The sequence below is a fragment of the Rheinheimera sp. genome (genome assembly GCF_036782235.1).
Taxonomy (GTDB): domain Bacteria; phylum Pseudomonadota; class Gammaproteobacteria; order Enterobacterales; family Alteromonadaceae; genus Pararheinheimera.
Map to the genome: position 1 here is coordinate 82312 of NZ_DAIPZL010000005.1, position 23842 is coordinate 106153.

A 23842-nucleotide genomic window follows, 5' to 3' on the forward strand; every position below is an offset into this window, starting at 1 on the left:
GGTTAGCTGCTATCTGATGGCACTATTCAGACGGCTTTACACCGCCAAAAAGTCCAGCATACCTTCAGCCGCTTTGCGGCCCTGGGCTATGGCAGTGACCACTAAGTCGGAGCCTCGTACCATATCACCACCGGCAAAAATCTTTTCTTGATTAGTTTGCAGTGGAAACAGGCTGTTTTCACTGGCAATAACCCGGCCTTTGCTGTCGAGTTCAATGCCTTTGTCCTGTAACCATTTTGGCGGGCTTGGCTGAAAACCAAAAGCAATGACCACAGCATCAGCAGCCAGCACTTGTTCCGAGCCCGGCACCACTTCAGCAGAACGACGGCCTTTGGCGTCCGGAGCGCCAAGGGCGGTGGACACCACTTTTACACCACAGGCATGGCCTTCGTTGTTCACTTCAATCCCCAAAGGCTGCAGGTTAAACATAAATTCAACCCCTTCCTCGCGGGCGTTTTGTACTTCTTTGCGTGAGCCCGGCATATTGGCTTCGTCACGGCGGTAAGCACAAATTACTTTGCTGGCGCCCTGACGAATGGCAGTACGCACGCAGTCCATCGCAGTGTCGCCACCACCAAGCACCACCACGTTTTTGCCTTTTAAATCAACAAATGGATGTTCTGTTTGCCAGCCCATTAAGTTATTGATATTGCCAATGAGATAAGGCAGCGCTTCATACACGCCTGGTGCCTGTTCATTAACTAAACCACCGGCCATTGGGGTGTAAGTGCCAAGCGCTAAAAACACTGCGTCATATTCTTCCAGCAGGCTGTCAAAGCTGACATCCACACCAACGGTGGTGTTTAACCGAAACTCGATGCCCATAGCGCTGAAAATTTCGCGCCGAAGCTGCATCACACCTTTTTCCAGTTTAAAAGGCGGAATACCAAAGGTCAGCAAACCGCCAATTTCCGGATATTTATCAAAGACGACAGGGGTGACGCCGTTACGCACCAGCACGTCGGCACAAGCGAGTCCTGCAGGGCCTGCACCTATCACCGCCACTTTTTTATCGGTTTTGACCACGGCCGATAAATCCGGCCGCCAGCCCATTTCAAAAGCTTTGTCGGTGATATATTTTTCAATAGAACCAATGGTGACAGCGCCAAAACCTTCGTTCAGGGTGCAGGCACCTTCACAAAGCCTGTCTTGTGGGCAAACCCGGCCGCACACTTCAGGTAAGCTATTGGTTTTATGTGATAATTCCGCAGCTTCAATAATTTTGCCGTCGTTAGCCAGTTTTAACCACTGCGGAATATAGTTATGCACCGGGCATTTCCATTCACAATAGGGGTTACCACAATCAAGGCAACGATCGGCCTGACCTGCGGCCTGAGTGTCGGTCATCGGCTGATAAATTTCGACAAACTTAATGGTGCGATCTTCATGCGATTTTTTCGGCGGATCGACCCGTTTTACATCAATAAACTGATAAACATTCTGTGCCATATCTAATTCTCCACCCTTACATCGCCTGAACCCGCAGCTCGGCTGAGGAGCGTGCGCGGTGACCTAATAACGTATTCACGTCACTGGTTTTTGGTTTAATCAACTTAAACTGGGTTAAGCAGCTCTGGAACGACGACAATATTTTGTGCGCGCGCTCAGAGCCTGTTGCTTCAAAATGTTGATGGATCAGGCTACGCAAATGCTCTTGTAAGATTGGCGTGCTGACATCCAAACATTCCACCAGTTCAGGGTTGACCCTAAGGGCTAAATCCTGATGTTCATCAAATAAATAGGCAAAACCACCTGTCATGCCGGCTCCAAAGTTCACGCCGGTTTGACCTAGCACTACCACCACACCGCCTGTCATATATTCACAGCAGTTGTCGCCTGTGCCTTCAATCACCGCAATAGCGCCTGAGTTACGCACGGCAAAACGCTCGCCGGCCCGGCCTGCGGCGTAAAAACGCCCGCCGGTCGCGCCATATAAACAGGTGTTACCAACAATAGTGGCGTTGTCGCGGGCAAAACTCACGCCTTTAGGCGGATAAATGGCCAGTTGTCCGCCTGTCATGCCTTTGCCGACATAATCGTTGGCATCCCCCTGCAGCGACAGATGCAAACCACCGGCGTTCCAGACGCCAAAACTTTGGCCGGCGGTGCCAACAAACTGCACTTCAATAGGCTCAGTTGCCATGCCCTGATTGCCGTGATGGCGGGCTATTAACCCTGACAAAGCCGCGCCCACTGAGCGGTCGGTATTGCGGATTGGCAAACTTAACCGGCCACCGGTTTTATATTTGACCATATCAACACATTTACTGAGCATTTGTTGGTTCAGTGGGCCTGAATCAAAGGGGTCGTTGTTTTGCATACAGTGCAGCGGTTTGTCGGATTTGACTCCACAAGCCTGCAAAATTGGCGATAAATCCAGTTTCACCTGCCGTGCGGTTTGGCCTTCACGCTGCACCAATAAATCGGTGCGGCCAATTAAATCGGTGATTTCTTTGACACCAAGCTGTGCCATCAGCTGCCGTACTTCAAGGGCTAAAAACTTAAAGTAGTTCATCACCATCTCAGGCAAACCGTTAAAGTGGTCGCGGCGAAGGGTGGCATCCTGAGTGGCCACACCGGTAGCGCAGTTATTTAAGTGGCAAATCCGTAAAAACTTACAACCTAAAGCCACCATAGGGCCTGTGCCAAAACCAAAACTTTCCGCACCTAAAATGGCGGCTTTCACCACATCCAGACCGGTTTTTAAACCACCATCTACCTGCAGGCGCACCCGGTCACGCAGGCCGTTTTCCACCAGCGCCTGATGCACTTCGGCAAGGCCCAGCTCCCATGGCGAACCTGCGTATTTCACAGATGTGAGCGGGCTGGCACCTGTGCCACCGTCATAACCTGAAATGGTAATCAGGTCGGCATAAGCTTTGGCCACACCTGTTGCTATGGTGCCAACGCCTGGCTCTGATACCAGTTTTACCGAAATCAGTGCCTGCGGATTGACCTGCTTTAAGTCAAAAATCAGCTGGGATAAATCTTCAATCGAATAAATATCATGGTGTGGCGGTGGCGAAATTAAGGTCACACCAGGCACTGAATAACGCAGTCTGGCTATTTCGGCCGTGACTTTTTCACCGGGCAACTGACCGCCTTCACCAGGCTTAGCACCTTGCGCTACTTTGATCTGAATGACTTCAGCATTGACTAAATAATGCGGGGTCACGCCAAAACGGCCGGACGCCACCTGTTTAATTTTGCTGTTTTTTTCGGTGCCAAAACGGCGTGGATCTTCACCACCTTCACCTGAGTTGGAGCGGCCACCGAGGCGGTTCATCGCAATAGCCAAAGCTTCATGTGCTTCCGGGCTTAAAGCGCCAATCGACATAGCAGCGCTGTCAAAGCGTGGATACAGCTGCTCAGCAGGTGCTACTTCGTCCAGTGAAATCGGCGATACATGGTCGCCGACCAGGCTAAACAAATCGCGGATATGGGCAACAGGGCGCTGATTTACAAAGTCGGAATACACTTTGTAATCTTCATACAACCCACTTTTTACCGCTTTTTGCAGGCTTTGCACTACGTCTGGGTTGTACGCATGGTACTCACCATCGTGCACATATTTCAGTAAACCACCGTGATCCAATGGCTTACGTTTGAGCCAGGCCATATTGGCGCGTTGTTGCACGTCTTGCTGGAAATCTTCAAAGTCGGCGCCGCCCAAACGGGAAGGCACGTCCGGGAAACACAGCTGCATCACGTTTTTGTTGACACCAACGGCTTCAAACAGGTTAGAGCAGCGGTAACTGGCCACAGTGGAAATGCCCATTTTGGACATAATTTTATAAAGACCTTTGTTAATGCCTTTACGGTAGTTAATCACAGCTTCGCGCGCTGTTAAGTTAATCGAGCCTTTTTCACACAGCTGCTCCACAGTTTCATAAGCCAAAAACGGATAAATACCGGTCGCGCCCAAACCAACCAGCACCGCAAAGTGGTGTGGGTCGCGTGCTGTGGCGGTTTCTATCACTATGTTGGAATCACAACGCAGCTGTGCATCTACTAAGGCGTGATGCACAGCACCCACTGCCATAGCGGCCGGAATAGGAATCAGCTCTGGTGCAATACGCCGGTCGGTCAGGATCACCAGCACCACTTTGTGTTCGCGTACCGCCACAATAGCTTCCTGCGCCACACGGCGTACCGCCTGCTCCAGCGTTTCTTCACTTGGGTTGTAATTCAGGCTAAATATTTGATGTTTGTAGTATTTTTCATCGGCAGTTTTTAACTGTTTTAAATCCGAATACATCATCACCGGCGATTCAAACTGAATACGGCGGGCATAACCTGCAGTTTCGGAAAACACGTTGTGCTCGCGGCCAATACTGGTGGCAAGCGACATTACGTGCGCTTCGCGTAAAGGGTCAATGGGCGGGTTGGTGACCTGCGCAAACTGCTGGCGGAAATAATCGTAAAAGGTGCGGGGTTTGCGTGACAACACCGCCATCGGCGTGTCATCACCCATAGAGCCAACAGCTTCCTGACCGTCTTTGGCAAGGACTGTGATCACCTGATCAATTTCTTCATAACTGTAATTAAACAGCTTGTGATACACCATCATTTCATCGTCGGTAAAAACCCGTTTGCCGATGAGATCCACTTCAAATTTTTCGTAAGGCACTAAGCGCTGAACGTTTTGTGTCAGCCACTGGCGGTACGGGTGACGGGCACGTAAGTCTTCGTCAATTTCGTTGGAGCGCCAGATTTTGCCGGTTTGTGTATCAACTGCCAGCATCTCGCCCGGCCCCACGCGGCCTTTTTCCTGCACTTCATCAGGTGTGTAGTCCCAGATGCCAACTTCAGAAGCCAGCGTAATTAATTTATCTTTGGTAATAACAAAACGGGCAGGGCGCAAGCCGTTGCGATCCAGATTACAGGCCACATGCTGACCGTTGGTCAGCACAATACCGGCCGGGCCGTCCCATGGCTCCATATGCATGGAGTTAAACTCATAAAAGGCTTTGAGGTCATCATCCATCACTTTGTTGCCTTGCCATGCCGGCGGCACCAGCAAACGCATAGCGCGGAATAAATCCATACCACCTGCTAAAAACAGCTCCAGCATGTTGTCGAGCGAGCTGGAATCTGAACCCTTTTGGCCCACAAAAGGCGCGGCATTTTGCATATCCGGCAGCAGCGGGGAGGCAAATTTGTACTGACGGGCCCGCGCCCATTGGCGGTTGCCTGTGATGGTATTAATTTCACCATTGTGCGCCAGGAAACGGAACGGCTGCGCCAAAGCCCAGCGGGGCATGGTGTTGGTGGAAAAACGCTGGTGGAATACACAAATTGCCGTTTCCATGCGGATATCGGCTAGATCCAAGTAATAACCCGGTAAATCGGCCGGCATCATCAGGCCTTTAAATACAGTGACTAAACCGGAAAAACTCGGAATATAAAAATCATCGTCGTTGACAATTTGTTTTTCAATACGACGGCGCACCATATACAAACGGCGCTCTAAGTCGTGGTCGCCCCAGCCCGGCTGAGCGCTGACAAACACCTGCACCACTTTAGGCATAGAAGAGAGCGCAATAGGACCAAGCACTGAAGGGTCTACCGGCACATCACGCCAGCCTACAAGAGTTAAGGTTTCGCGGGCTATTTCGGTTTCGGCAATATGTTTGGCAAATTCGGCTTTGACCGGATCCTGGCTTAAAAAGAAAATACCAACACCGTATTTTTTACCTAAGGTCCAGCCGTTTTCTTGCGCAATAGCACGAAAAAAGCTGTCTGGTTTTTGCATCAGCAAACCACAACCATCACCGGTTTTACCGTCGGCTGAAATCCCACCCCTATGCTGCATCCGGTCCAGACCGCTGATAGCGGTACGAACAATACGATGGCTGGCAGTGCCCTCTAAATGTGCAATCAAACCAAAGCCACAGTTTTCTCTGGCCTGACTGTGGTGATACAACCCCATGATATAAACCCTCCAACCTGTCCTGCATGCAAAAATACCCGTCGTCATTGCGGATGCAGGGGTGTTGGCCGCCTTCACTCATGCCAATCACATAGTTCACTATGCTCATGGCAATTCGTTCAGTTGCCGCCTATCTGCATCCACAATGACCCGGACAAAATGTTGTGGTCATTATGGATGCAGAGGGTGGTAGCCACTTTCGCTGATACCTATCGCATAGTTCTGTATGCTGATGGCATGTAGTTCAGTTGTCGAGGTATCCACCCGGGCCAATCTTTATTCACCACGACCTGGGGAGCAACCCCTTGTCATCGAGAATAAGGGTATTTTGCCCTTATGTTCTGCCTGCATCTATCGTCAATGATTTCGGTATAAATATGTTTAATTAATGAATTATTATTCTAGTTTTTAGTTTTTTTACGTGTGAAAGAAAATAACGGCGTTATTTTCAAGGGTCAAGGGTTGTTAGTGTTTTTACTCTAGTGCGGTCTGCGCGTCGTTTAGACGTCTATACATAAAGACCTTGCTTTAGATATACCGATTTTTAACGGCAATTGCAAGCTGACTTTTAGCGAATAGTGGTGGTTTTGTCTTGTGGTGTTTAAAGTGGGGGTTGTGTAATAAAATTACATTTTTGCACTAAAAATTGCTGTTTCTAGCAATTTAAGCCAACAAAAAAGCTGCCGAAGCAGCTTTTTAAGGTGAATTTACCACAAATCTTATGCGGTAATTATGCGGTGAAGCGGCAGTGGAAATTTTGCCTGTTTTACCAGATCAGGCGCGATAACCGCCTTCCAATCCTTTGACTGTCACCGCCACTGCATCATGAGCATGCAAAGATTCATAGTGATTGACCCGCAACCAGAAATCATCAAATTCAGATAATTGATTCAGCGCGTGTTTTAAACGACGGGCAGCATCTTCACAGAACATCAGGTTCTGACCGTTTAAGCGGGCAAACTCTTGTTCGTCAGCGCGTTTCACTGCGGCTTGTACCGGTGTTTTTAACGCATCTTCAATAGCGTCGATCAGTGCCACAATAGGAAACTCTGTCACTTTGTGATTCAGTTTCACTTTAATTTCGGCAACTGAACGCTGGCTGTGAGGTGTGGCCACTATGCCCTGGGTTGTGCCCAGCCAATCCACCACTAATTCGCTGCTGATTTGTTGTTGTCCGGCAAACTTTTTCACAAAAGCTTCCTGAATAAGCTGACGCGCCAGTGCTGCTGAACAAGGGCAGGTTGATGAATAAGGCACTTTCACCGCTAACTCTACTGAAAGCTCTTTATCAACCACCTGGCCTGTCACTGTCACCGGATAGGCTTTCCAACCTTGTTTTTCGGTGATCAAGGCTTTACGGCGCAGGTGCAGGTCAAAGTCAAACTTTACAAAAGCCTGATTACTCAAATCTTCATGGCTGGTAATAAAACCATCCAGCAGATCACAAAGACTGGCATGGCTTAAGGTGGACTCGCGTGATAAATCGTCCAGCAGCAGATATAACCTGGACATATGAATGCCTTTGGCTTTTGGATCTTTTAAATTTACAAAAGCTTCGACATGGGCACTGACCTGACGCGGTGCTTCACCGGCAATAGCCAGCATCAGTGGCACTTCAATATTGCTCATTCCAACCCAGTCCAGTACCCCTTCGGTGGTGGCACAAGAGTGATTGGCTACATCTGGCATCGCTGTCGGCATGAATTCTCCAAGATCCGTCGATTGCATAAAAGGCGTTAGCTGGGGTTGTTGCTACTGCGTTTGTGCACAGGCAAAAACCGCTGGATGGCTAAAAAGGGCTGCATTTTACCCCAGTTCACAAATTTGTCTTATGAAAAATTTGCAATAAGGTCATCCATTTTTTCGAGCTATGGTGTCAAAAACCAGAATACCCGATTAAATCAGTCGGGTATTCTACTCCTTCCATTTACGCACTGACAAGCAAAGTGGATCAGCGTGGCGGATTTTCAAAGGTGCCAAACACCAGCGCCTTGCGTTGCTGCACCATAGTACGGCCTTTGGCGTAGACTCCCTGAATTTGCAGATCGTCCTTGTGAATAAGCACTAAATCAGCAGCTTTGCCTACTGCCAGCTGACCTTTATGCTGCAAACCCAGTACGGCGGCGGGGGAGGCGCTGATAGCGGCAATGGCATGACTTAAACTCACCTGATAATCCAGCACCGCAGTTCTGGCGCTTTGGTACAAGCTGCTGACTTTACCTACTTCCAGACCCAATAATTCTCCCTGGGGGTTAAACAGCGGTAGGCTGGCATTGCCATCTGAGCTCAGGGTTAAGTTGGTCACCGGAATTTGCTGCTCCAGCGCCAGCGCCAACGCTTGTGCTGCTGCTACTTCACCATGCTTTAAATCGTAAGCTGTGGTGCTGGTGGTAAAATCAATAACACCACCTGCTTTGGCAAAACGGATACCGGCGGCAAACACGTCCTGATTGCGGTTGATGTGGGTGGGGTAAAATTGCCGCAGCGACAACTCAGTGCCATTTACTGCCTGATGCAGCGGGTCGAGTAACGAAGCGCCCGATCCCACATGCACACTGACAATACCTGCTTTGCCGGCCAGCATACCGCCAACCCTGGCTTCAGCTGCCACTTTACGTAGTTCAGTTAAAGTTGGCTGGGAGGAACGGTGATCGCTGATGGCAATTTCGCCCACCCCAATAAACTTGTCGATCAGGATCAAATCATCGGTGACAGAGCCCATTAAAGTGCGGCAGGGAACCTGATAAGAGCCGGTGTGGCAATAGGTTGAAATACCTTCAGTTTCAAGTGCATGGGCTTTGGCCAGCAGATTGGTTAAGGTGCGGGTGGTTGCGTCTGTCCCCAGCACCCCTATGGCCGTTGTCACGCCGCCTAAAGTTGCGTCTGTCAGCTGCATTTCCGGAGTCCGGCTGGCAAAACCACCTTCACCACCACCACCGATAAAATGTACCAGTGAATCGACAAAACCCGGTGTTAAATAACAGTCACTGGCGTCAATCACTTCAATCGGCAAATTATGCTGACCGATCAGTAAATCCTTGCCAATAGCGGCGATCTGGCCGCCTGCTACCAACAAATCCTGTGGACCCAGATCCATAGGCGCCAGCAGATGGGCATTTTTAAATAGTTTAATTGGGGTCATCCTGTACTCCTTATTGATAACCTATGGCAACTGCCACTAACACCGACAAACTTGCCAGCACAAAGAGCCAGAGCTGTAGTTTCCAGGCAAATTTTGCCCAGACCATCCAGTCGACCCGAACAACCCCCAGACAGCCAATAAGTGAGGCCGAGGTTGGCACTATACAGTTGGTTAAACCATCACCCAGTTGAAACGCCAGTACGGCAATTTGCCGGGACACACCGACTAAATCAGATAAAGGCGCCACCAGCGGCATGGTTAAAGCGGCCTGACCTGAGCCTGAGGTCACAAAAAAGTTAAATACCGACTGAAAAATCAGCATCAGCCAGGCGGCTATATAAGAAGACACCCCGCTGAAACTCTCGCCAGCCAGGTGCAGCAGGGTGTTAAGCACCGAAGGCTGAGTCGGGTCGTCGCCACCAAGCAGCAGTACTATGCCTTTGGCCATACCCACTATCATGGCGGCTGGCAGAAGTTCAGCTGCCCCTTGTTTAAAAGCGTCGGCTGCGCCGTTGATGGTCATTCTTTTGCCCAGAATGGCAATAATGGCGGTGGCAATACCCAAGGCAAAAAATTGGGTGGCAATTTCAGGAATGTAATAACCGCGCGCCACCACCCCCCAGATCACCCAAGCAATACCGGCAACAAATACAGTTAAAATGGTGGCGTCGAGTAAACCAAAAGCTGATTGTTGCTGCTGTTGTTGCTGGCCTCTTAACTTTTCATCTGAGGCAAAACTGAGTGACAGCTGCGGTTGTTTTTTGATACGGGCGGCATAACGGATGGTAAAAATTACACCAAAAAGCGTGAACACCAGCCACAGTGCCATACGATAAGAAGCGCCGGACATCAGCGGCACTCCGGCAATACCCTGGGCAATTGCTACGCTAAAAGGGTTCATCCAACTGGTGGCAAAACCAATCTGGGTGGCGATATATGTCACCAGCACTGTGGTGATAGCGTCATAACCCAAAGCCAGCATTAACGGCAGCAGCACTATACAAAAAGCAATGGCCTCTTCACCCATGCCAAATACAGCACCACCAAGCGAAAACAGCGTAAACATCAGCGGGATAAATAAAAACTGCATGTTTTGGGTGCGTTTTATCAGCGCCAGAATGCCGTTATTCACTGCGCCTGACTGCATAATGATGCCAAAAGCGCCACCGGTTAGCAGAATAAAGGCTATCACACCAATGGCGGCGCCCATTTTGTCGCCTGACACCATGCCCTCAAAGGCATAGTTCAGAAAACCGGTTTCACCTTGTTCGGCAAACAGCACAACACCCTGGCTGCTGTCCTGGCTATAGCTGAAACTCTCCGGGTCTATCCGCGCTTTTTGCAATTCACCCTGAGCATTGGTTTGGGCGGGCAATAACTGAAAACTGCCGGCTGGGATCAGGTGTGAGGCTACTGCGGCCAGCAGCATCACAAAAAACAAAATAACAAAAGCATCAGGCATGCTGAGCGCTTTTGGCGGGGTCTTGTGTTGCATAACAAAAATCTCTTTTCCAAAATGTTGGACAGGCCTGTGGTGCAGGCGCTTTGCTTAACTCATTCAAGTGTGTAGCTTGATGAAAGAAAAAAGCTGCAGACGGATTGTTAACAAGTGTGGGCTACACAAAAGTGCAGGGGACAAATGCAAAACAAAAAGATGCCGCAGTCAGGATGACCGGGCAGGATCTACTCGTTAAACCACTCCGATAAGTAGTACGGCGAGTAATGATAGCTTGGCAATAACACGGCGTTTTTTAACATTGAACGACCAAATAACCAGCATGAAGGTTAGAAAAAGACTGTTTAGGATTATCTGTAATTGGCAAAGATGTCAATACCAGTTAATCTAACAGCCTTATTTTCATTCGTTTAGCGCGTTTAACTAATTAAAACAAGAAGAGACTATGAAATTAGCCCACTGTTGCTGGCCAGTTCTGGCATCAATGTTACCGCTGTTATCGGTCCACGCCGCAGACACAAAATCCGGCTCAGCAGCCAGCAAAAATATGCCGTCTTATTCGATGATGTTAATCGGTGGTGGTGCTTCGGTTTGTGCATCCACTGAAAAATCACAATGTGAAGCAACCGCCAGTTTCAGCGACAACGCCAAAACAGGTGCACTTTTTAGTGTGCAGGCAAAATACATCGACAATATTGTTAAAAACGAATTCTGGCCTGCAGAACGCAAAGAAACAGCGAAGCAGGTTGGCGCTTTATTAACACATTTACAGAACAAACTGGCCGGCAGTGATGTGAGCGAGCGTGAACTCAGCAGGTTATGGCGCTCGAGTGAAGCCGAACATAACGGCAGCTGGGTGTCGGGGCGTGAGCTTTATGGCAGCCTGAGTGATGCTGAACGCAACTTTGTATTTGACCAGCTTGAAGTGCAGGTGAATCAAAGAAATTCTGCCTCTGATCGGAAAAAAGAGCAGGTATTGCCACAATACAGTAAAGACAGTTTTTCACTGGGCCTGTACCAGCAATTTGTAAGCCTGGCCACTGAAGTCAGTGGTAAAAGAGCACCCAGAATTCTGGTGGTCACAGCTTCAGGGCGTGATCCTTTTGCTGCTGTTGATTATTACGTTGATTTATTTAAAAAACTTGGCGCAGAGGCCAGCTGGTTACCCGTCAATGCTGCTTATCAGGCCGCGCAGCGAGACAGTGCCGGCAGTGCTGTTGCTTGTCAGAATTATCTGCAGCATTTGGTGACAGAACAGGGCAGTTATCAGCGCGGTCGGATCTATCCGGATTTATTGGCTGAACAAAAAGCTTTTTGTGCCCGGGGTTCAGATCAGGCGGTGGAGATGATCCGTCGTGCCGATGCCATTTTCTTTAATGGTGGAGATCAAAGTCTGACCTATAAAGCCTTTAAACAACCCGATGGTTCAGACAGCAAAGAGCTTGCGCAAATCCGCAGTATGCTCAGTAAAGGTGAGCTGGTGCTGGCAGGCACCAGCGCAGGTACAGCAGTGATGTCCGGTGGCAGTTATTTAGGTTCTGATACTGTGATGATCAGTAATGGTCAGAGCCCACAAGCTGTTTATCAGGGCGCATTTGCCGCCAAAGCACCGGCACCTGGTTGCGAAAAAGACAACAGCTGTGGCACCGGCATGGACGAAAACAGCCTGACCTATCAGGCAAAGGGCGGTCTTGGGTTATTTCCCTGGGGTGTACTGGATACACATTTTTCCGAGCGTGGCCGTCAAGGCCGGTTGTTAACCCTGGTTGCACAAAGCAAAAATACCTTTGGTTTTGGTGTGGATGAAGCCACAGCCTTGCTGGTAGGTTTTGATAAAAAAAATCCGGATTTAATCCGTTTTTCAGTCAGTGGTGCTGAGGGTGTTTATGTGGCGCAAAGAGTTGCAGAAACTATAGTAGAGCCGTCGCGGCTGATGGCGATGCAAAGCCATTATTTTACCAATGGCGACAGCTTTAGTTTGCAGCAAGGGCAATTGTTTGCCAGTTTTGCCGACTGGAAATATGCACCAAGCACCACCAGCAGCCCGATGTTAACGTCCGGCAGTTTGTTCAATGGTGATAATTACCGTCAGCTTGCCAACTTACTGTGTAACAACCAAAGCCGCACTGCAGATGGCAGTTTTAACGTGGCAGGCAAAGAGTTTAAATTGCAGCTGCGCCGTGATTCACAGTCGGCAGCCAGGTCGGGTCAGTATCATGTGGGGAGTATCAACAAAAATTACTGCTCCTATCGCAATATACAGGTGTCGGTCGCCGGCAATTAATATTCACCTAATCCAGAGGTGCACAGCTTGAGTCAATATCCGGTCAAATCCTGGGTAAGACGTCTGGCCGCAGTGCTAAAACTGTGGGGTTGGCTGCAGCTTGCCAGCCTCACAGTGTTGTTTATTCTGGTCAGCAGTGCCTTGCTGGCATTAGCCGTAAGTTTAATTCTGCACAATCAGGTGCGCTGGGACATGGTCGCCGGCGCCCTGTTATTTGCTTTTGTTGCAGCGCCGGTTTTTGTCAGCCTGCTGCTGTATCTGGTACGCCACCTTGACGCCGCATTATTTTATTTAAAAGACTCCGCCCGCCAGGAAACACTGCTCAATGAAAACCTGCAGGAAAATATCCGTCAGCTGAACTTTGAAATTGAAGAGCGTAAAAAAGCTTTTCAGGCCAAACGCCGTGCTATTGATGAGCTGCGAAAAGAAATTTCCGAACGGAAAAAAACCCAGCAGGAGCTGGAAGAACAAAGTTTATTAATGCGATCCATCGTCGACAGCTCACCTGACTTATTTTATTACCGTGATGAAACCGGCCGTTTTGCCAGCTGCAACAAAATGTTTGAGCAGCTGATTGGTAAAAGTGCCAGTGAACTGATTGGCCATTACCCGCTGGAAATTTATTCATCGGATATGGCACCTGCCGCCATTCTGACCGACCACGAAGTGTCAGTAAATCAGGCGGAGCTGACACTTGATGTTGAATACACCACACCACAGGGCCAGGTGATGTGGTTTGAAATGCGCAAAGTACCGTTTTTTGACCGTCAGGGCCGTTATATTGGTTTACTCGGCTTTGGCCGCGATATTACCAGCCGTAAGCTGGCCGAGCAGGCGCTGGAGCGGGCTTATCAGGATAAAGGCAAGTTTATTGCGACTTTAAGTCACGAGCTGCGTACACCACTGAATGGGATAGTGGGTTTAACCCGGCGTTTACTGGAAACTGAACTGGCACCAGAGCAGCGCAGTTGGGCCAATACCATTTTCAGCAGTGCCGAAACTTTGGGTAATATTTTTAACGATATTATCGATTTAGATAAAATTGACCGGCAAGATCTCGATATTGTTTATCAGAGTGTGAAGCTTGATCAGTTTATTGGTGATATTGCCAACTTTGCCGAGTTGATTTGCCAGCAAAAAGGGCTGCAATTTAGTGTGCAGCGGGTGGGAGAGCTTGGCTGTTTTGTGCGGTTGGATCCCACCAGGGTGCGGCAGGTGCTTTGGAACTTAATTAATAACGCCGTCAAATTTACCGCCAAAGGTGAAGTCAGGCTTTATTGCGAATTTAGTCAGGCGATGGGCGCCAACGAACTGATTTTTATCGTTAGCGACACCGGCATTGGCATAGCGCCCCAAGAGCAACAGCGCATTTTTGATATGTATTACAAGTCCAGTGATGGCCGCCGTTTAAGTATTGTTGGCTCCGGCATCGGCTTGTCAGTGTCTAAAGCGCTCGCAGAAGCCATGGGCGGTCGTATTAGTCTGCAAAGTCAGCTCAATCAGGGCAGTAGTTTTACCGTGCATCTGCCCACTGAAGTGCTGGCCGAGCCTGAGTTATTAACTGCAGTGCGTTGCCCCAGCCTGACAGTGCTTTTGGTTGAAGATGTGCCGCTCAATGCCGAAATTGCCATGAACCTTCTTGAGCAGCGTGGCCATACTGTGGTGCATGCCGAGACAGGTGAAGATGCATTAGCGCTGCTGGAAACCGAAGATGATATTGATTTAGTGCTGCTGGATATGCAATTGCCGGATATGACAGGTGATCAGATAGCCAGAGCGATGAAACAAGACTCCAGACTTGCACAAATTCCGATAGTGGTATTAAGCGCCAATGTGCGTAAAGCCGAGCAGCAGCTTGAAGGCATTCAAATAGATGGCGCCCTGGCTAAACCTATTAATACCGCCAATCTGGACCAGCTGCTGGCGCAACTTTTTTCTCCCAGCGCGGTGCGAAGTTCCGCACCGGCGCAACTGGAAAAACATCAGGACACTGTGTTGGACATAGGTACTCTGCAGGACTATCTGCAGTCACTTGGCAAAAAGTCGGTAAAGCGCAGTATTCAGCTGTTTGAGCAGCTGCTGCCGGGTTATATCAATAAAATGCTGGAAGCGGCCACACAACGTGAGCTGGAAGAATTTCATGAAGCGGCGCATAAACTTAAAGGGGCAGCTGCTTCTGTCGGGTTGTTATGGGTACAGCAGCAAGCCAAGTTATTAGAGCAGGAAGAAACACCCAACTGGCAGACGATGGAGCGGCAGTTAATCGAGTATCACTTAACAATAGAGCGGCACCTGGCCGCACTGCATGAGTTTGTCGAGCAATATTAAGCAGCTTGAACTTTGTAGTTTGTTTCTACTGATGCTGTCTTAATGTCCCAGTGCATTCTTTAGATAAAAACAGCAGAAACAAAAAGCGCCTGTTTAACAGGCGCTTTTCACAACAAGCATTGAGTGCTGCTTATTTTTCCAGTTTACCGACAAAACGGTAACCTTCACCGTGAATAGTGCTGATCAGCTCTGGGCTGTCTACATCAGATTCAAAGTGTTTACGGATACGGCGGATAGTCACATCCACAGTCCGGTCGTTCGGGCGTAAATCACGGCCAGTCATATGGCGGATCAGCTGTTCACGGGTGAAAATTTTACCCGGTGTGTCCAGCATTAAACGCAGCGCGCGGTATTCGCCTTTTGGTAAACGGCGTGACACACCTTTAGGGGAGGTCAGGTTGCGGCTGTTTTCATCCAAAGTCCAACCGTTAAACTTCACAATACTTTTGTGCTCTTCAACCACAGGCTGAGACACAGTACGGCTTAACAGGTTGCGGGCGCGGATGGTCAGTTCACGCGGGTTAAATGGTTTTGTCAGGTAATCATCAGCACCGATTTCCAGACCCAGAATACGATCGACTTCACTGTCACGACCGGTCAGGAAAATCAGACCGATGTTTTCTTTCTGGCGTAATTCCCGCGCCAGAATCAAGCCGTTTTTCCCTGGCAGGTTAATGTCCATCACAATCAGATTGACGCTGTTTTCGGTCAGTTTCTGATGCATTTCTTCGCCATTAACAGCTTCCAGCACGTCATAACCTTCACCCTGAAACAGGCTAACCAGGTTTAAACGTGTTACTTCCTCGTCTTCTACGATCAAAATCACAGGCGTCTGCATGAGATGAACCTTATGTAAAGTTTGTTGGATTTTTAAACAAGTCGAGATGGAACCGGTGACATTCAGTTGTCATTTTTTTTCGCAATTATAGCTTTGGGTCCAATTGTTAACAAGTGATTTTGTTAACAATTAGATTTTGCTAATGTACGGAGTGCTGTTGTTGTGGGCTGAAAAAAGGTATTACAGCGTTTGTTCGGCAGAAGCTTTTACCACCACAGGGAAGTCAAACAGGATATGGACACCTTCACCTAAGCTGCTTTCCAGGCTGATTTTGCCGTTCAGCGCCTGAGTGACCAGGTTGTACACCAGATGCATACCTAAACCACTGCCGCCTTCACCTCTTTTAGTGGTGACAAAGGGGTCAAAAATACGTTTTTTAATGTTTTCCGGCACACCGGCACCATTGTCGCTGTAATGAATAAAACAGCGGCTTTGTTCCACTTTGACCTGAATTTTAATAGTGCCTTGTTCTATGTGTTCAAAAGCATGAATAAGGCTATTCATGATCAGGTTAATTAAAATCTGATTGATTGGGCCAGGTTTGCTGTCTATTTCCAGGCCAGGATCACATTCGAGCAGCACCTGATGCTGGGTTTTTTTCAGGTTAGGGCGCAATGAAAGCAGCACTTCATTCATAAGCTGCAACATATTAAAAGTACGGCGGTTTTCGTTGGACTGATCCACAGCCACCTGTTTAAAACTGCGGATGAGGCTGGCCGCTCTTTCCAGATTACGATAGATAATGCCAAGGTTTTCACTGCTTTCACTTAAAAATTTTGCCAGCTGATTTGAGGTAAGTTTTTTCTCATCAAAAGCTTTTTGAATATCAGCCAGTTTATCCTGCATTAAAGTGGAAGCCGTAACACCAAGGCCGATAGGGGTATTTACCTCGTGCGCTACACCGGCCACCATCTGCCCCAGACTCGCCATTTTTTCTGTTTCTACAATCTGATTCTGATACTGATGCAGGGTTTCGAGGGTATTGAGTAAGTCCTGATTGGAGCTTTTTAACGCCAGGGTTCTTTCATTAATTTTTTGCTCCAGCCCCTGGTTCAGCTGCCGGATCTCCTGCTCGGCCTGTTGCACTTTATTAAATTGCTGTTCAATACGGTCCAGCATGTTGTTAATAGCACGGCCCAGCATATGCAACTCTTCAATTTCGGCGGCAGGCGCACGCATTGAATAACTTTTTTCTTTGGTAACTTTTTGCACCACAGCCAATAAGGCTTCGATAGGTTTGGTAAAACGTCGTTGCAGACGCACACTGACAAAAAATGCGCCTATTAACGCAATAATAGCGATCAGCAAGTCAAACAGAATGCGGTTTTGCATGTACTTATTCAGTTCGGTTAAACTGGCACGCAAATAGATGTAACCAATTTTTTTACCTTCAAAATCAACAGCTTTAGTCAGTTCTATTACGTCACCATCAAAGTGAGGCTCCAGCAACTCGTCAACTTTGTCAAATTGGGTGGGGTGGGGGCCAACATCTCTTCTGTTATAACTGGAAAAAAATGTCAGCTGGTTTGTTTCAGCTGTTAATTTATAAATATGAATGTTGTGCAAAATATCAACAGCGGCAAAAGATTTTAACCTGCCGTCTTCCATCTCAGCGTCGTCGTATAAAATGCTGGCTTTGGAGTTAAAAGCCACAATATTGGCGTAAGCGTGCAGCTGATCCACCAGTTTGCGCTTCTGGAAACTAATATCCTGCAGTGAAGAAATGGTCAGTGAAGCCAGCAAAGTCACACTGCAAATCAGCATGACGACCCAGCTCAGGGCCCCTTTAATTGACGTGGTGCGTAATAAAGGCTTCATTGATAAAGTCACTAAACCTTAAGCAAGCTCAAATAGTTATAACTTTGATGTTATGCATTTTCAGGAAATTAAGCAAACCGGCCTGACAAAATTATCAAGGCCGTTTATATTGTCTGGCGTTACAGTGTGAGCCGGTTTTTTGCAGTCGTTATTGCACTGTGTTATGCGATGAATGACATTGTTAGCAAGCTGACAGGAGCCTGTGATGGATCTTTGGGAAAGCTACAAAACCAGTGTGTTTTTATGTCATCAGCCACTGGGCGATCAAATCAATTTTGCCATTATCAGTGCACAAAACCCCGCCGGACACCTGCACCACCCGCAACATAATTTAACCCTGGACCGTGAATTTGAAACTGAGCTGGATGAAGCTCATATCCCTTACCGCACTTTAATTGGTGCTTCGCCGGACTTGTCGTTTCAGGAAAAAAGCTGGGCTGTGCTTTGTGATAAACATAAAGCACTGAGTCTGGCGCTGAAATTTAGGCAGAATGCCATTTATTGGGTAGAGTCCGGTCAGTTGTATCTGGTAGCGGCTTTGATGGAGCAACAGGGTTATCCGGCAGAGGAACATCTGGGGCCTTATCTGGCGCGGCAAATTGTGTTACAGGGTTAGTCTGCACTGGCGCTATCTGATGCTGTTACAAAAAAGGCAGAAACTTGCTGGTTTCTGCCTTTTTTATTGCCGGATTAAAAGCAGCTGCGCCGCAGCTGCTTTTGTGCGTCAGTTTTTGCGGCTGTGATACACCACAAAACCATTTTGTCTTGCCAGCTCTTTGACATTGCCAAAAGTGCTCTTCAGCCATTCGGCATATGGCAGGTGAGCATTGGCCACCAGGGTTAAAGTGCCGCCAGAGATGAGTTTTTGCAAACTGTCGCGGATAAACTTTTCCGCGACGCTGTAATCGGTTTTTAAACCGGTGTGAAATGGCGGGTTGCTGACAATATGCGCAAAGAGTGGTGTGCCATCCGGCATCCCATCTGCTGCTATCACCTGCGCCTGCTGCTGATTCAGCGCAAAAGTGGCTTTGCTGCTGGCAACGGCCAAAGCACTGACGTCTGAACAATAAAGTTTAATGCCAGGGGCTTGTTGTAATAAAAAAGTACCAATAACACCGGCACCACAGGCAAAGTCCAGCACATTACCTTGCTGAATAAAACCAAGTTGTTCCAGCAAAATGGCGCTGCCTACATCCAGCTTGCCGTGATTAAAAACACCGGGTAAAGAGCAGAATTGCAGCGTTTTACCGGCAACTTCTGCTTTAAACTGTGTCATCGGCTGGGCTTGTTGTGGTTTATCGGCAAGACCTGTTAAGGCAAACCATAAACAGTGTTTGGCGTTGTCGAGTTTATGGGCATGCAAACCCAGTTTTGCCGCATGCGCCACTAAACTTTTGATGCCACCTTTGTTATCACCCACCAGATAAATTTGTGTGTCCTGATTGATGACAGCAGTCAGCTGCGCCAGGCTATACGCCAGCTGCTCTTTACTTTTGGGGTAAAACAGCACCACAGTGTCGAATTTTTTGCCTTGAGCTAAATGTTTTACATCAAGCTCAGCGGCAAAATAACAAGGAGCTGTTGTTTGTTGTTGCCAGTGGTTGGCCACAGTTTTGTCTGTAGTGTAACAACTCAGACTCAGGCTGGGCTCAGTTGACAGCTCACGCGCCAAATCGTCGGCCATAGGTTCAACCAACAGCACCTCAGCTGATAAATCGGCGATATTGCGCAGCAGCAGCTGACTTTGTGGAGTTAACATCAGCTCACCCGCTTAAACATCAGATCCCAAACACCGTGGCCTAATTTCACACCGCGGTTTTCGAATTTGGTTAAAGGTCTGTTGTCAGGGCGTGGCACATATTGATTATCTTCGGCCAGGTTTTGATAACCTTCAGCGGCGCTCATCACTTCCAGCATATGCTCGGCGTAATTTTCCCAGTCAGTGGCCATATGAAACACACCGCCAATTTTTAATTTACGGCGCAAAAGCTGCACAAATTCAGGTTGTACAATACGGCGTTTATGGTGACGGGTTTTATGCCACGGATCCGGGAAAAACAGTTGCACTGTAGTTAAAGAGCCATCTGCTACTGAATCATTCAGAATTTCCACTGCGTCATGTTCAAACAAACGCAGGTTTTTGACACCTTCAGTTTCAGCTTCACCCAGGCAAGCACCAACACCGGGTTTATGTACTTCGATACCGATAAAATCAAGCTCTGGCGCTGCTTTGGCCATAGCCACCAGAGATTTACCCATACCAAAACCAATTTCCAGCACCAGATCGGCTTTGCGGCCAAATACCTGTTCAAAATTATAAGGCTCAGGCTGATGCTCCAGGCCCATGCTTGGCCAGAACAAATCCAGACTACGTTGCTGGCCTTTGGTCAGCCGGCCTTCACGCAACACAAAACTGCGGATACGGCGCAGATATTTTGGCTGTTCGGTGTCGCTTGAGGCTGCATCTGGCAGCACAACTTCAGTCTCAGTGTTGTTCATCTTTTGCTCCGGGCGGGAATTTTTGCGGCGCACATTATGCGTTGTTACGGCCTTGCACTCAACCGACTTTGCATTGGCAGTGGCAAGCTCTCAGGTTAGACTGCAGGGCTATTTATCAGCGGAATTGGTTATCTTGTTGTACGCAGAAGTTAAAACATTTCAAAATCAAGTGGTTAGCTGGCAAAAAACACATGGTCGCCATCAGTTACCCTGGCAGCAAGCCGGCACCCCTTATGCGGTGCTGGTGTCTGAATTAATGCTGCAACAAACTCAGGTGGCCACAGTTATTCCGTATTTTCAGCGTTGGATGGCCTCTTTCCCGACGATAGAAGCGCTGGCGGCGGCAAGCAATGATGAAGTGATGGCACACTGGCAGGGGCTGGGTTATTACGCCCGCGCCCGTAATTTACATAAGGCGGCGGTTTATATCAGTGAACTGGGCGCTTTTCCAAAAACTTTAGAGGCGCTGCTGGCTGTGCCCGGGGTAGGCCGTTACACCGCTGGCGCCATTATGTCTTTTGCCTATGACAGTTACGGCCCTATTGTCGATGGTAATGTCCGGCGTTTATATGCCCGTTATTTTGCCATTGATGGGGTAACTTCAAGCTCTGCAGTGGATAAAAAACTCTGGGCTTTGGCGGAAGTTCTGACCCCTACAGACAACTGCCGCAGTTTTGCGCAAGGTTTACTGGATCTTGGCGCTACCATCTGCAAACCACGCCAACCGCTTTGTGAACAATGCCCGCTGGCAAACAGCTGCCAGGCACTGTTGCAAAACCGGGTTGATGAATTGCCAACGGCAAAACCGAAAAAAACAGTGCCGGTAAAACCTGGGCATTTTTTATGGCTTGCGCAGCAGGATAAAATTCTGCTGCAAAAAAGGCCGGACAAGGGCATTTGGGCGTCACTCTGGTCTATGCCGCAGGTAGATGCGCACTCTGAGTGGCTGACACAGGCGCAGCTGCACGGCGTTTTTGTGCACCAGTTTACCCACTATAAACTGGATGCCTCGGTCTGGACTGTGCAGGATAACCTTTTAAAGGTGCAGGAAGAGTTTGCCGGCAGCTGGTATCACAAAGATGAACTTAACAAAGTAGGCTTGCCGGCGCCTATCCGCAGTTTTATCGAACAACAGTTTGGCTTAGCAGCTGACAAAACATAACAAAGCAGGGCAAAAGGCGGCAAAAATAGATTACAATGCGCGCAATTCCTTAAGCCGTATGGCAAAGAGCAAAGCCGAGGTAGATTATGGCACGTGAAGTATTTTGTCTTTATCTGAAAAAACAGGCCCCAGGGCTGGATTTCCAGTTGTATCCGGGTGAACTTGGCAAAAAGATTTTCGACAACATCAGTAAAGAAGCTTTTTCGTTATGGCAGGCCAAACAAACCATGCTGATCAACGAGAAAAAACTCAATATGATGAATCTGGAGCACCGCAAACTGCTGGAAGAACAAATGCAGCAGTTTTTATTTGAAGGTGCCGAAGTGGCGATTGAAGGTTATGTGCCACCCAGCAAAAGCTGAGTTTTTGTTTTCAGATAGCAGCATCAGCAGGAATTGATATGGCGCGCCGTTTACCACCGCTTAATGCTTTAAAAGCCTTTGAAACGGCCGCCCGTCATCTTAGTTTTACCAAAGCGGCAGAAGAGATGTATGTCACTCAGGCCGCTATCAGTCATCAGATCAAAGCGCTGGAAGACCATTTAGGTCTGAAGCTGTTTATGCGGAAAAACCGCTCTTTGCTTTTGACCGAAGAAGGCCAGAGCTATTTTCTCGATATCAAAGATATTTTCCTGCAACTGCATGAATCTACTGAAAAACTGCTGGCACGGGGCGCTAAAGGTGCGTTAACAGTTAGCTTGCAACCAAGTTTTGCTATTCAGTGGTTGGTACCAAGATTAAGCTTATTCAGTGAGTTACATTCAGATATCGACGTGCGGATCCGTGCTGTAGATTCAGAAGAAGGTTCGCTGACTGACGATGTGGATGTGGCAATTTATTATGGCCGTGGCAACTGGCGTAATTTGCATGCTGACAAGCTGCATACCGAATATTTAGTGCCTGTGTGCTCGCCTATGCTGCTAAACCGCGCTAAACCGCTGAATGAAGCTGCAGATTTACGTTTTCATACCCTGCTCCATGACACCACCCGCGATGCCTGGAAAGCCTGGTTTACCAGTCAGGGTTTTAAACATTTTAATGTAAATCAAGGGCCTATTTTTAGTCACAGCGCCATGGTATTACAGGCCGCCGTACATGGTCAGGGGGTGGCGCTGGCGCATAATGTGCTGGCTCAACCCGATATAAACTCAGGCCGGTTAATAGTGCCTTTTAACCATGTGCTGCAAAGTAAAGACGCCCATTATCTGGTGTGCCGCGACAATCAAACCGAACTTGGCAAAATTGCCGCTTTCCGGCAGTGGATGATTGCTTTGGTTGAACGCGAGCAGGAAGATTTTAAAGAGCAGCAATTTAATATTGCAGCGGTAAACGATTGAATTCAGATATTTTTCTAAAAACACCAGCGGATAAGCCTGTCGCCCGTATGCTGTTATTGCATGGTGCAGGTGCACCTGTGCAGTCGCAGTATTTAACTTTATTGGCACAAGAGTTGGCGCTGCAGGGGATTGAAGTGTGGCGGGTGAATTTTGCTTATATGCAAAAATCACTACAGGGTCAGAAACAACCGCCGTCAAAGGTTGCCGTATTGCAGCAGGAGCTGGCGGCTTTTATTAAGCTTGTGCCCAATGATATACCGCTGTTGATTGGGGGCAAGTCGATGGGCGGCAGGGTTGCGACTTTACTGGCTGCTGCTGAAGATGAAACAGTGCAGATGAGCATCAGCGCAGTGTGTTGTTTTGGTTATCCTTTTTGTCCACCAGCCAAAAAAGCCCAGGGGATCAGCAGCAGAACTGAGCATTTTACCCGACTGAAGTTGCCGGTTTTAATAGTGCAGGGCGAGCGGGACGAATTTGGTACTAAAGCGCTGCTCTTAGAAGCCCCGCTGACCAGCTGGCCACAACTCAGCTTACACTGGTTGCCTTTTGGTGATCATGATTTAACAACGTTAAAAAAACATCCAATGTCGCAGCAGCAACTTATTCAGCTGGCGGCTGGCGCCTGCAGAGACTTTATCAATGCAAAAATTCTGGCAAATTAGTTTAACTTTAACGGCAATTTACGGTGCTGTGGTGGTGGGCATGTCTGCTGCTATTTCACATGTTTTTTTGCATAGTCTGGATGGCAAAGCACTGAGCTCACTGCTAAGCAGCACTGCGCTGCTGGCGTTTCAAAGCCTGGCTTTATTAGCGCTGAGTCTGGTGCAGCTTGGTAATGCACAACAGGCTGAAACGGCAAGTTCCCGGAAAAAGCTACCGGCTTTAGTGGCTGCAGGTTTTCATCTGGGGCTTTGGCTTTTTGTTTATACGGTGTGGGCCGGTTTATTTAACCTGCCGCTACATTTTTCGCAACTGGCGCCTGTAGGCGGCCAGTTATTGCTTTTGTGCTGGCTGTTGCTGGCCGCTACTGCCTGGATCAGGAAATAA

At 48.4% G+C, this 23842-nt stretch carries 17 protein-coding genes; 8 read left to right on the forward strand and 9 right to left on the reverse strand.

What is annotated here, in order from left to right; all coding sequences use genetic code 11:
• Positions 1–36: 36 nt before the first annotated feature.
• From V7P87_RS07835 to yfcC, 5 genes are all read right to left on the reverse strand, one after another.
• Positions 37–1449, reverse strand: coding sequence for an FAD-dependent oxidoreductase (locus V7P87_RS07835; protein WP_333796937.1), 1413 nt, complete (start codon positions 1447–1449; stop codon positions 37–39).
• A gap of 16 nt (positions 1450–1465) precedes the next feature.
• The gene (gene gltB / locus V7P87_RS07840) at positions 1466–5932 is read right to left on the reverse strand and encodes a glutamate synthase large subunit (RefSeq protein ID WP_333796938.1); all 4467 of its coding nucleotides are present in this window, start codon (positions 5930–5932) and stop codon (positions 1466–1468) included.
• A gap of 774 nt (positions 5933–6706) precedes the next feature.
• Entirely contained in the window at positions 6707–7633 is a 927-nt protein-coding gene (gene folE2 / locus V7P87_RS07845; protein ID WP_260657420.1) for a GTP cyclohydrolase FolE2, read from the reverse strand.
• A gap of 250 nt (positions 7634–7883) precedes the next feature.
• Positions 7884–9074 (reverse strand): beta-aspartyl-peptidase, encoded by a 1191-nt coding sequence (gene iadA / locus V7P87_RS07850; RefSeq protein ID WP_333796939.1) that lies wholly within the window; start codon positions 9072–9074, stop codon positions 7884–7886.
• 10 nt (positions 9075–9084) lie between these two features.
• Positions 9085–10569 carry a putative basic amino acid antiporter YfcC gene (gene yfcC / locus V7P87_RS07855; RefSeq protein WP_333796940.1) on the reverse strand — a complete coding sequence of 495 codons (1485 nt, stop codon included), beginning with the start codon at positions 10567–10569 and terminating at the stop codon, positions 9085–9087.
• Between the two features lie 406 nt (positions 10570–10975).
• On the opposite strand from yfcC, the gene V7P87_RS07860 reads away from it, so the two are divergent.
• The gene (locus tag V7P87_RS07860) at positions 10976–12814 is read left to right on the forward strand and encodes a cyanophycinase (protein ID WP_333796941.1); all 1839 of its coding nucleotides are present in this window, start codon (positions 10976–10978) and stop codon (positions 12812–12814) included.
• A 27-nt stretch (positions 12815–12841) separates the two neighbouring features.
• On the forward strand, positions 12842–15142 hold the full coding sequence (locus tag V7P87_RS07865; protein WP_333796942.1) for an ATP-binding protein: 2301 nt from the start codon (positions 12842–12844) through the stop codon (positions 15140–15142).
• A 130-nt stretch (positions 15143–15272) separates the two neighbouring features.
• Here the strand turns inward: V7P87_RS07865 and arcA are convergent, their stop codons facing one another.
• Positions 15273–15980 (reverse strand): two-component system response regulator ArcA, encoded by a 708-nt coding sequence (arcA, locus tag V7P87_RS07870; RefSeq protein ID WP_260657425.1) that lies wholly within the window; start codon positions 15978–15980, stop codon positions 15273–15275.
• A 180-nt stretch (positions 15981–16160) separates the two neighbouring features.
• The gene (locus V7P87_RS07875) at positions 16161–17798 is read right to left on the reverse strand and encodes a HAMP domain-containing sensor histidine kinase (protein ID WP_333796943.1); all 1638 of its coding nucleotides are present in this window, start codon (positions 17796–17798) and stop codon (positions 16161–16163) included.
• 205 nt (positions 17799–18003) lie between these two features.
• On the opposite strand from V7P87_RS07875, the gene V7P87_RS07880 reads away from it, so the two are divergent.
• A complete protein-coding gene (locus V7P87_RS07880) occupies positions 18004–18414 on the forward strand; it encodes a DUF3293 domain-containing protein (RefSeq protein WP_333796944.1) in 411 nt (136 codons plus the stop codon).
• Between the two features lie 108 nt (positions 18415–18522).
• Here V7P87_RS07880 and V7P87_RS07885 read toward each other — a convergent pair whose 3' ends face one another.
• Positions 18523–19557: a methyltransferase gene (locus tag V7P87_RS07885; protein ID WP_333796945.1), complete on the reverse strand. Its 1035-nt coding sequence runs from the start codon at positions 19555–19557 to the stop codon at positions 18523–18525.
• On the reverse strand, positions 19557–20297 hold the full coding sequence (trmB, locus tag V7P87_RS07890) for a tRNA (guanosine(46)-N7)-methyltransferase TrmB (RefSeq protein WP_333796946.1): 741 nt from the start codon (positions 20295–20297) through the stop codon (positions 19557–19559). The genes V7P87_RS07885 and trmB overlap by 1 nt, the downstream gene beginning before the upstream one ends.
• 133 nt (positions 20298–20430) lie before the next feature.
• Here trmB and mutY point away from each other — a divergent pair, with 133 nt between their 5' ends.
• The 5 genes from mutY to V7P87_RS07915 all read left to right on the forward strand — a co-directional run bounded on the left by mutY (position 20431) and on the right by V7P87_RS07915 (position 23842).
• Entirely contained in the window at positions 20431–21459 is a 1029-nt protein-coding gene (mutY, locus tag V7P87_RS07895) for an A/G-specific adenine glycosylase (protein ID WP_333796947.1), read from the forward strand.
• A gap of 86 nt (positions 21460–21545) precedes the next feature.
• The gene (locus tag V7P87_RS07900) at positions 21546–21821 is read left to right on the forward strand and encodes an oxidative damage protection protein (protein ID WP_296299950.1); all 276 of its coding nucleotides are present in this window, start codon (positions 21546–21548) and stop codon (positions 21819–21821) included.
• 38 nt (positions 21822–21859) lie between these two features.
• Positions 21860–22795 (forward strand): transcriptional regulator GcvA, encoded by a 936-nt coding sequence (locus tag V7P87_RS07905; protein ID WP_260657432.1) that lies wholly within the window; start codon positions 21860–21862, stop codon positions 22793–22795.
• Positions 22792–23457 (forward strand): alpha/beta family hydrolase, encoded by a 666-nt coding sequence (locus V7P87_RS07910; RefSeq protein ID WP_333796948.1) that lies wholly within the window; start codon positions 22792–22794, stop codon positions 23455–23457. Before V7P87_RS07905 ends, V7P87_RS07910 begins: the two co-directional genes overlap by 4 nt.
• Positions 23435–23842 carry a hypothetical protein gene (locus tag V7P87_RS07915; RefSeq protein ID WP_333796949.1) on the forward strand — a complete coding sequence of 136 codons (408 nt, stop codon included), beginning with the start codon at positions 23435–23437 and terminating at the stop codon, positions 23840–23842. The genes V7P87_RS07910 and V7P87_RS07915 overlap by 23 nt, the downstream gene beginning before the upstream one ends.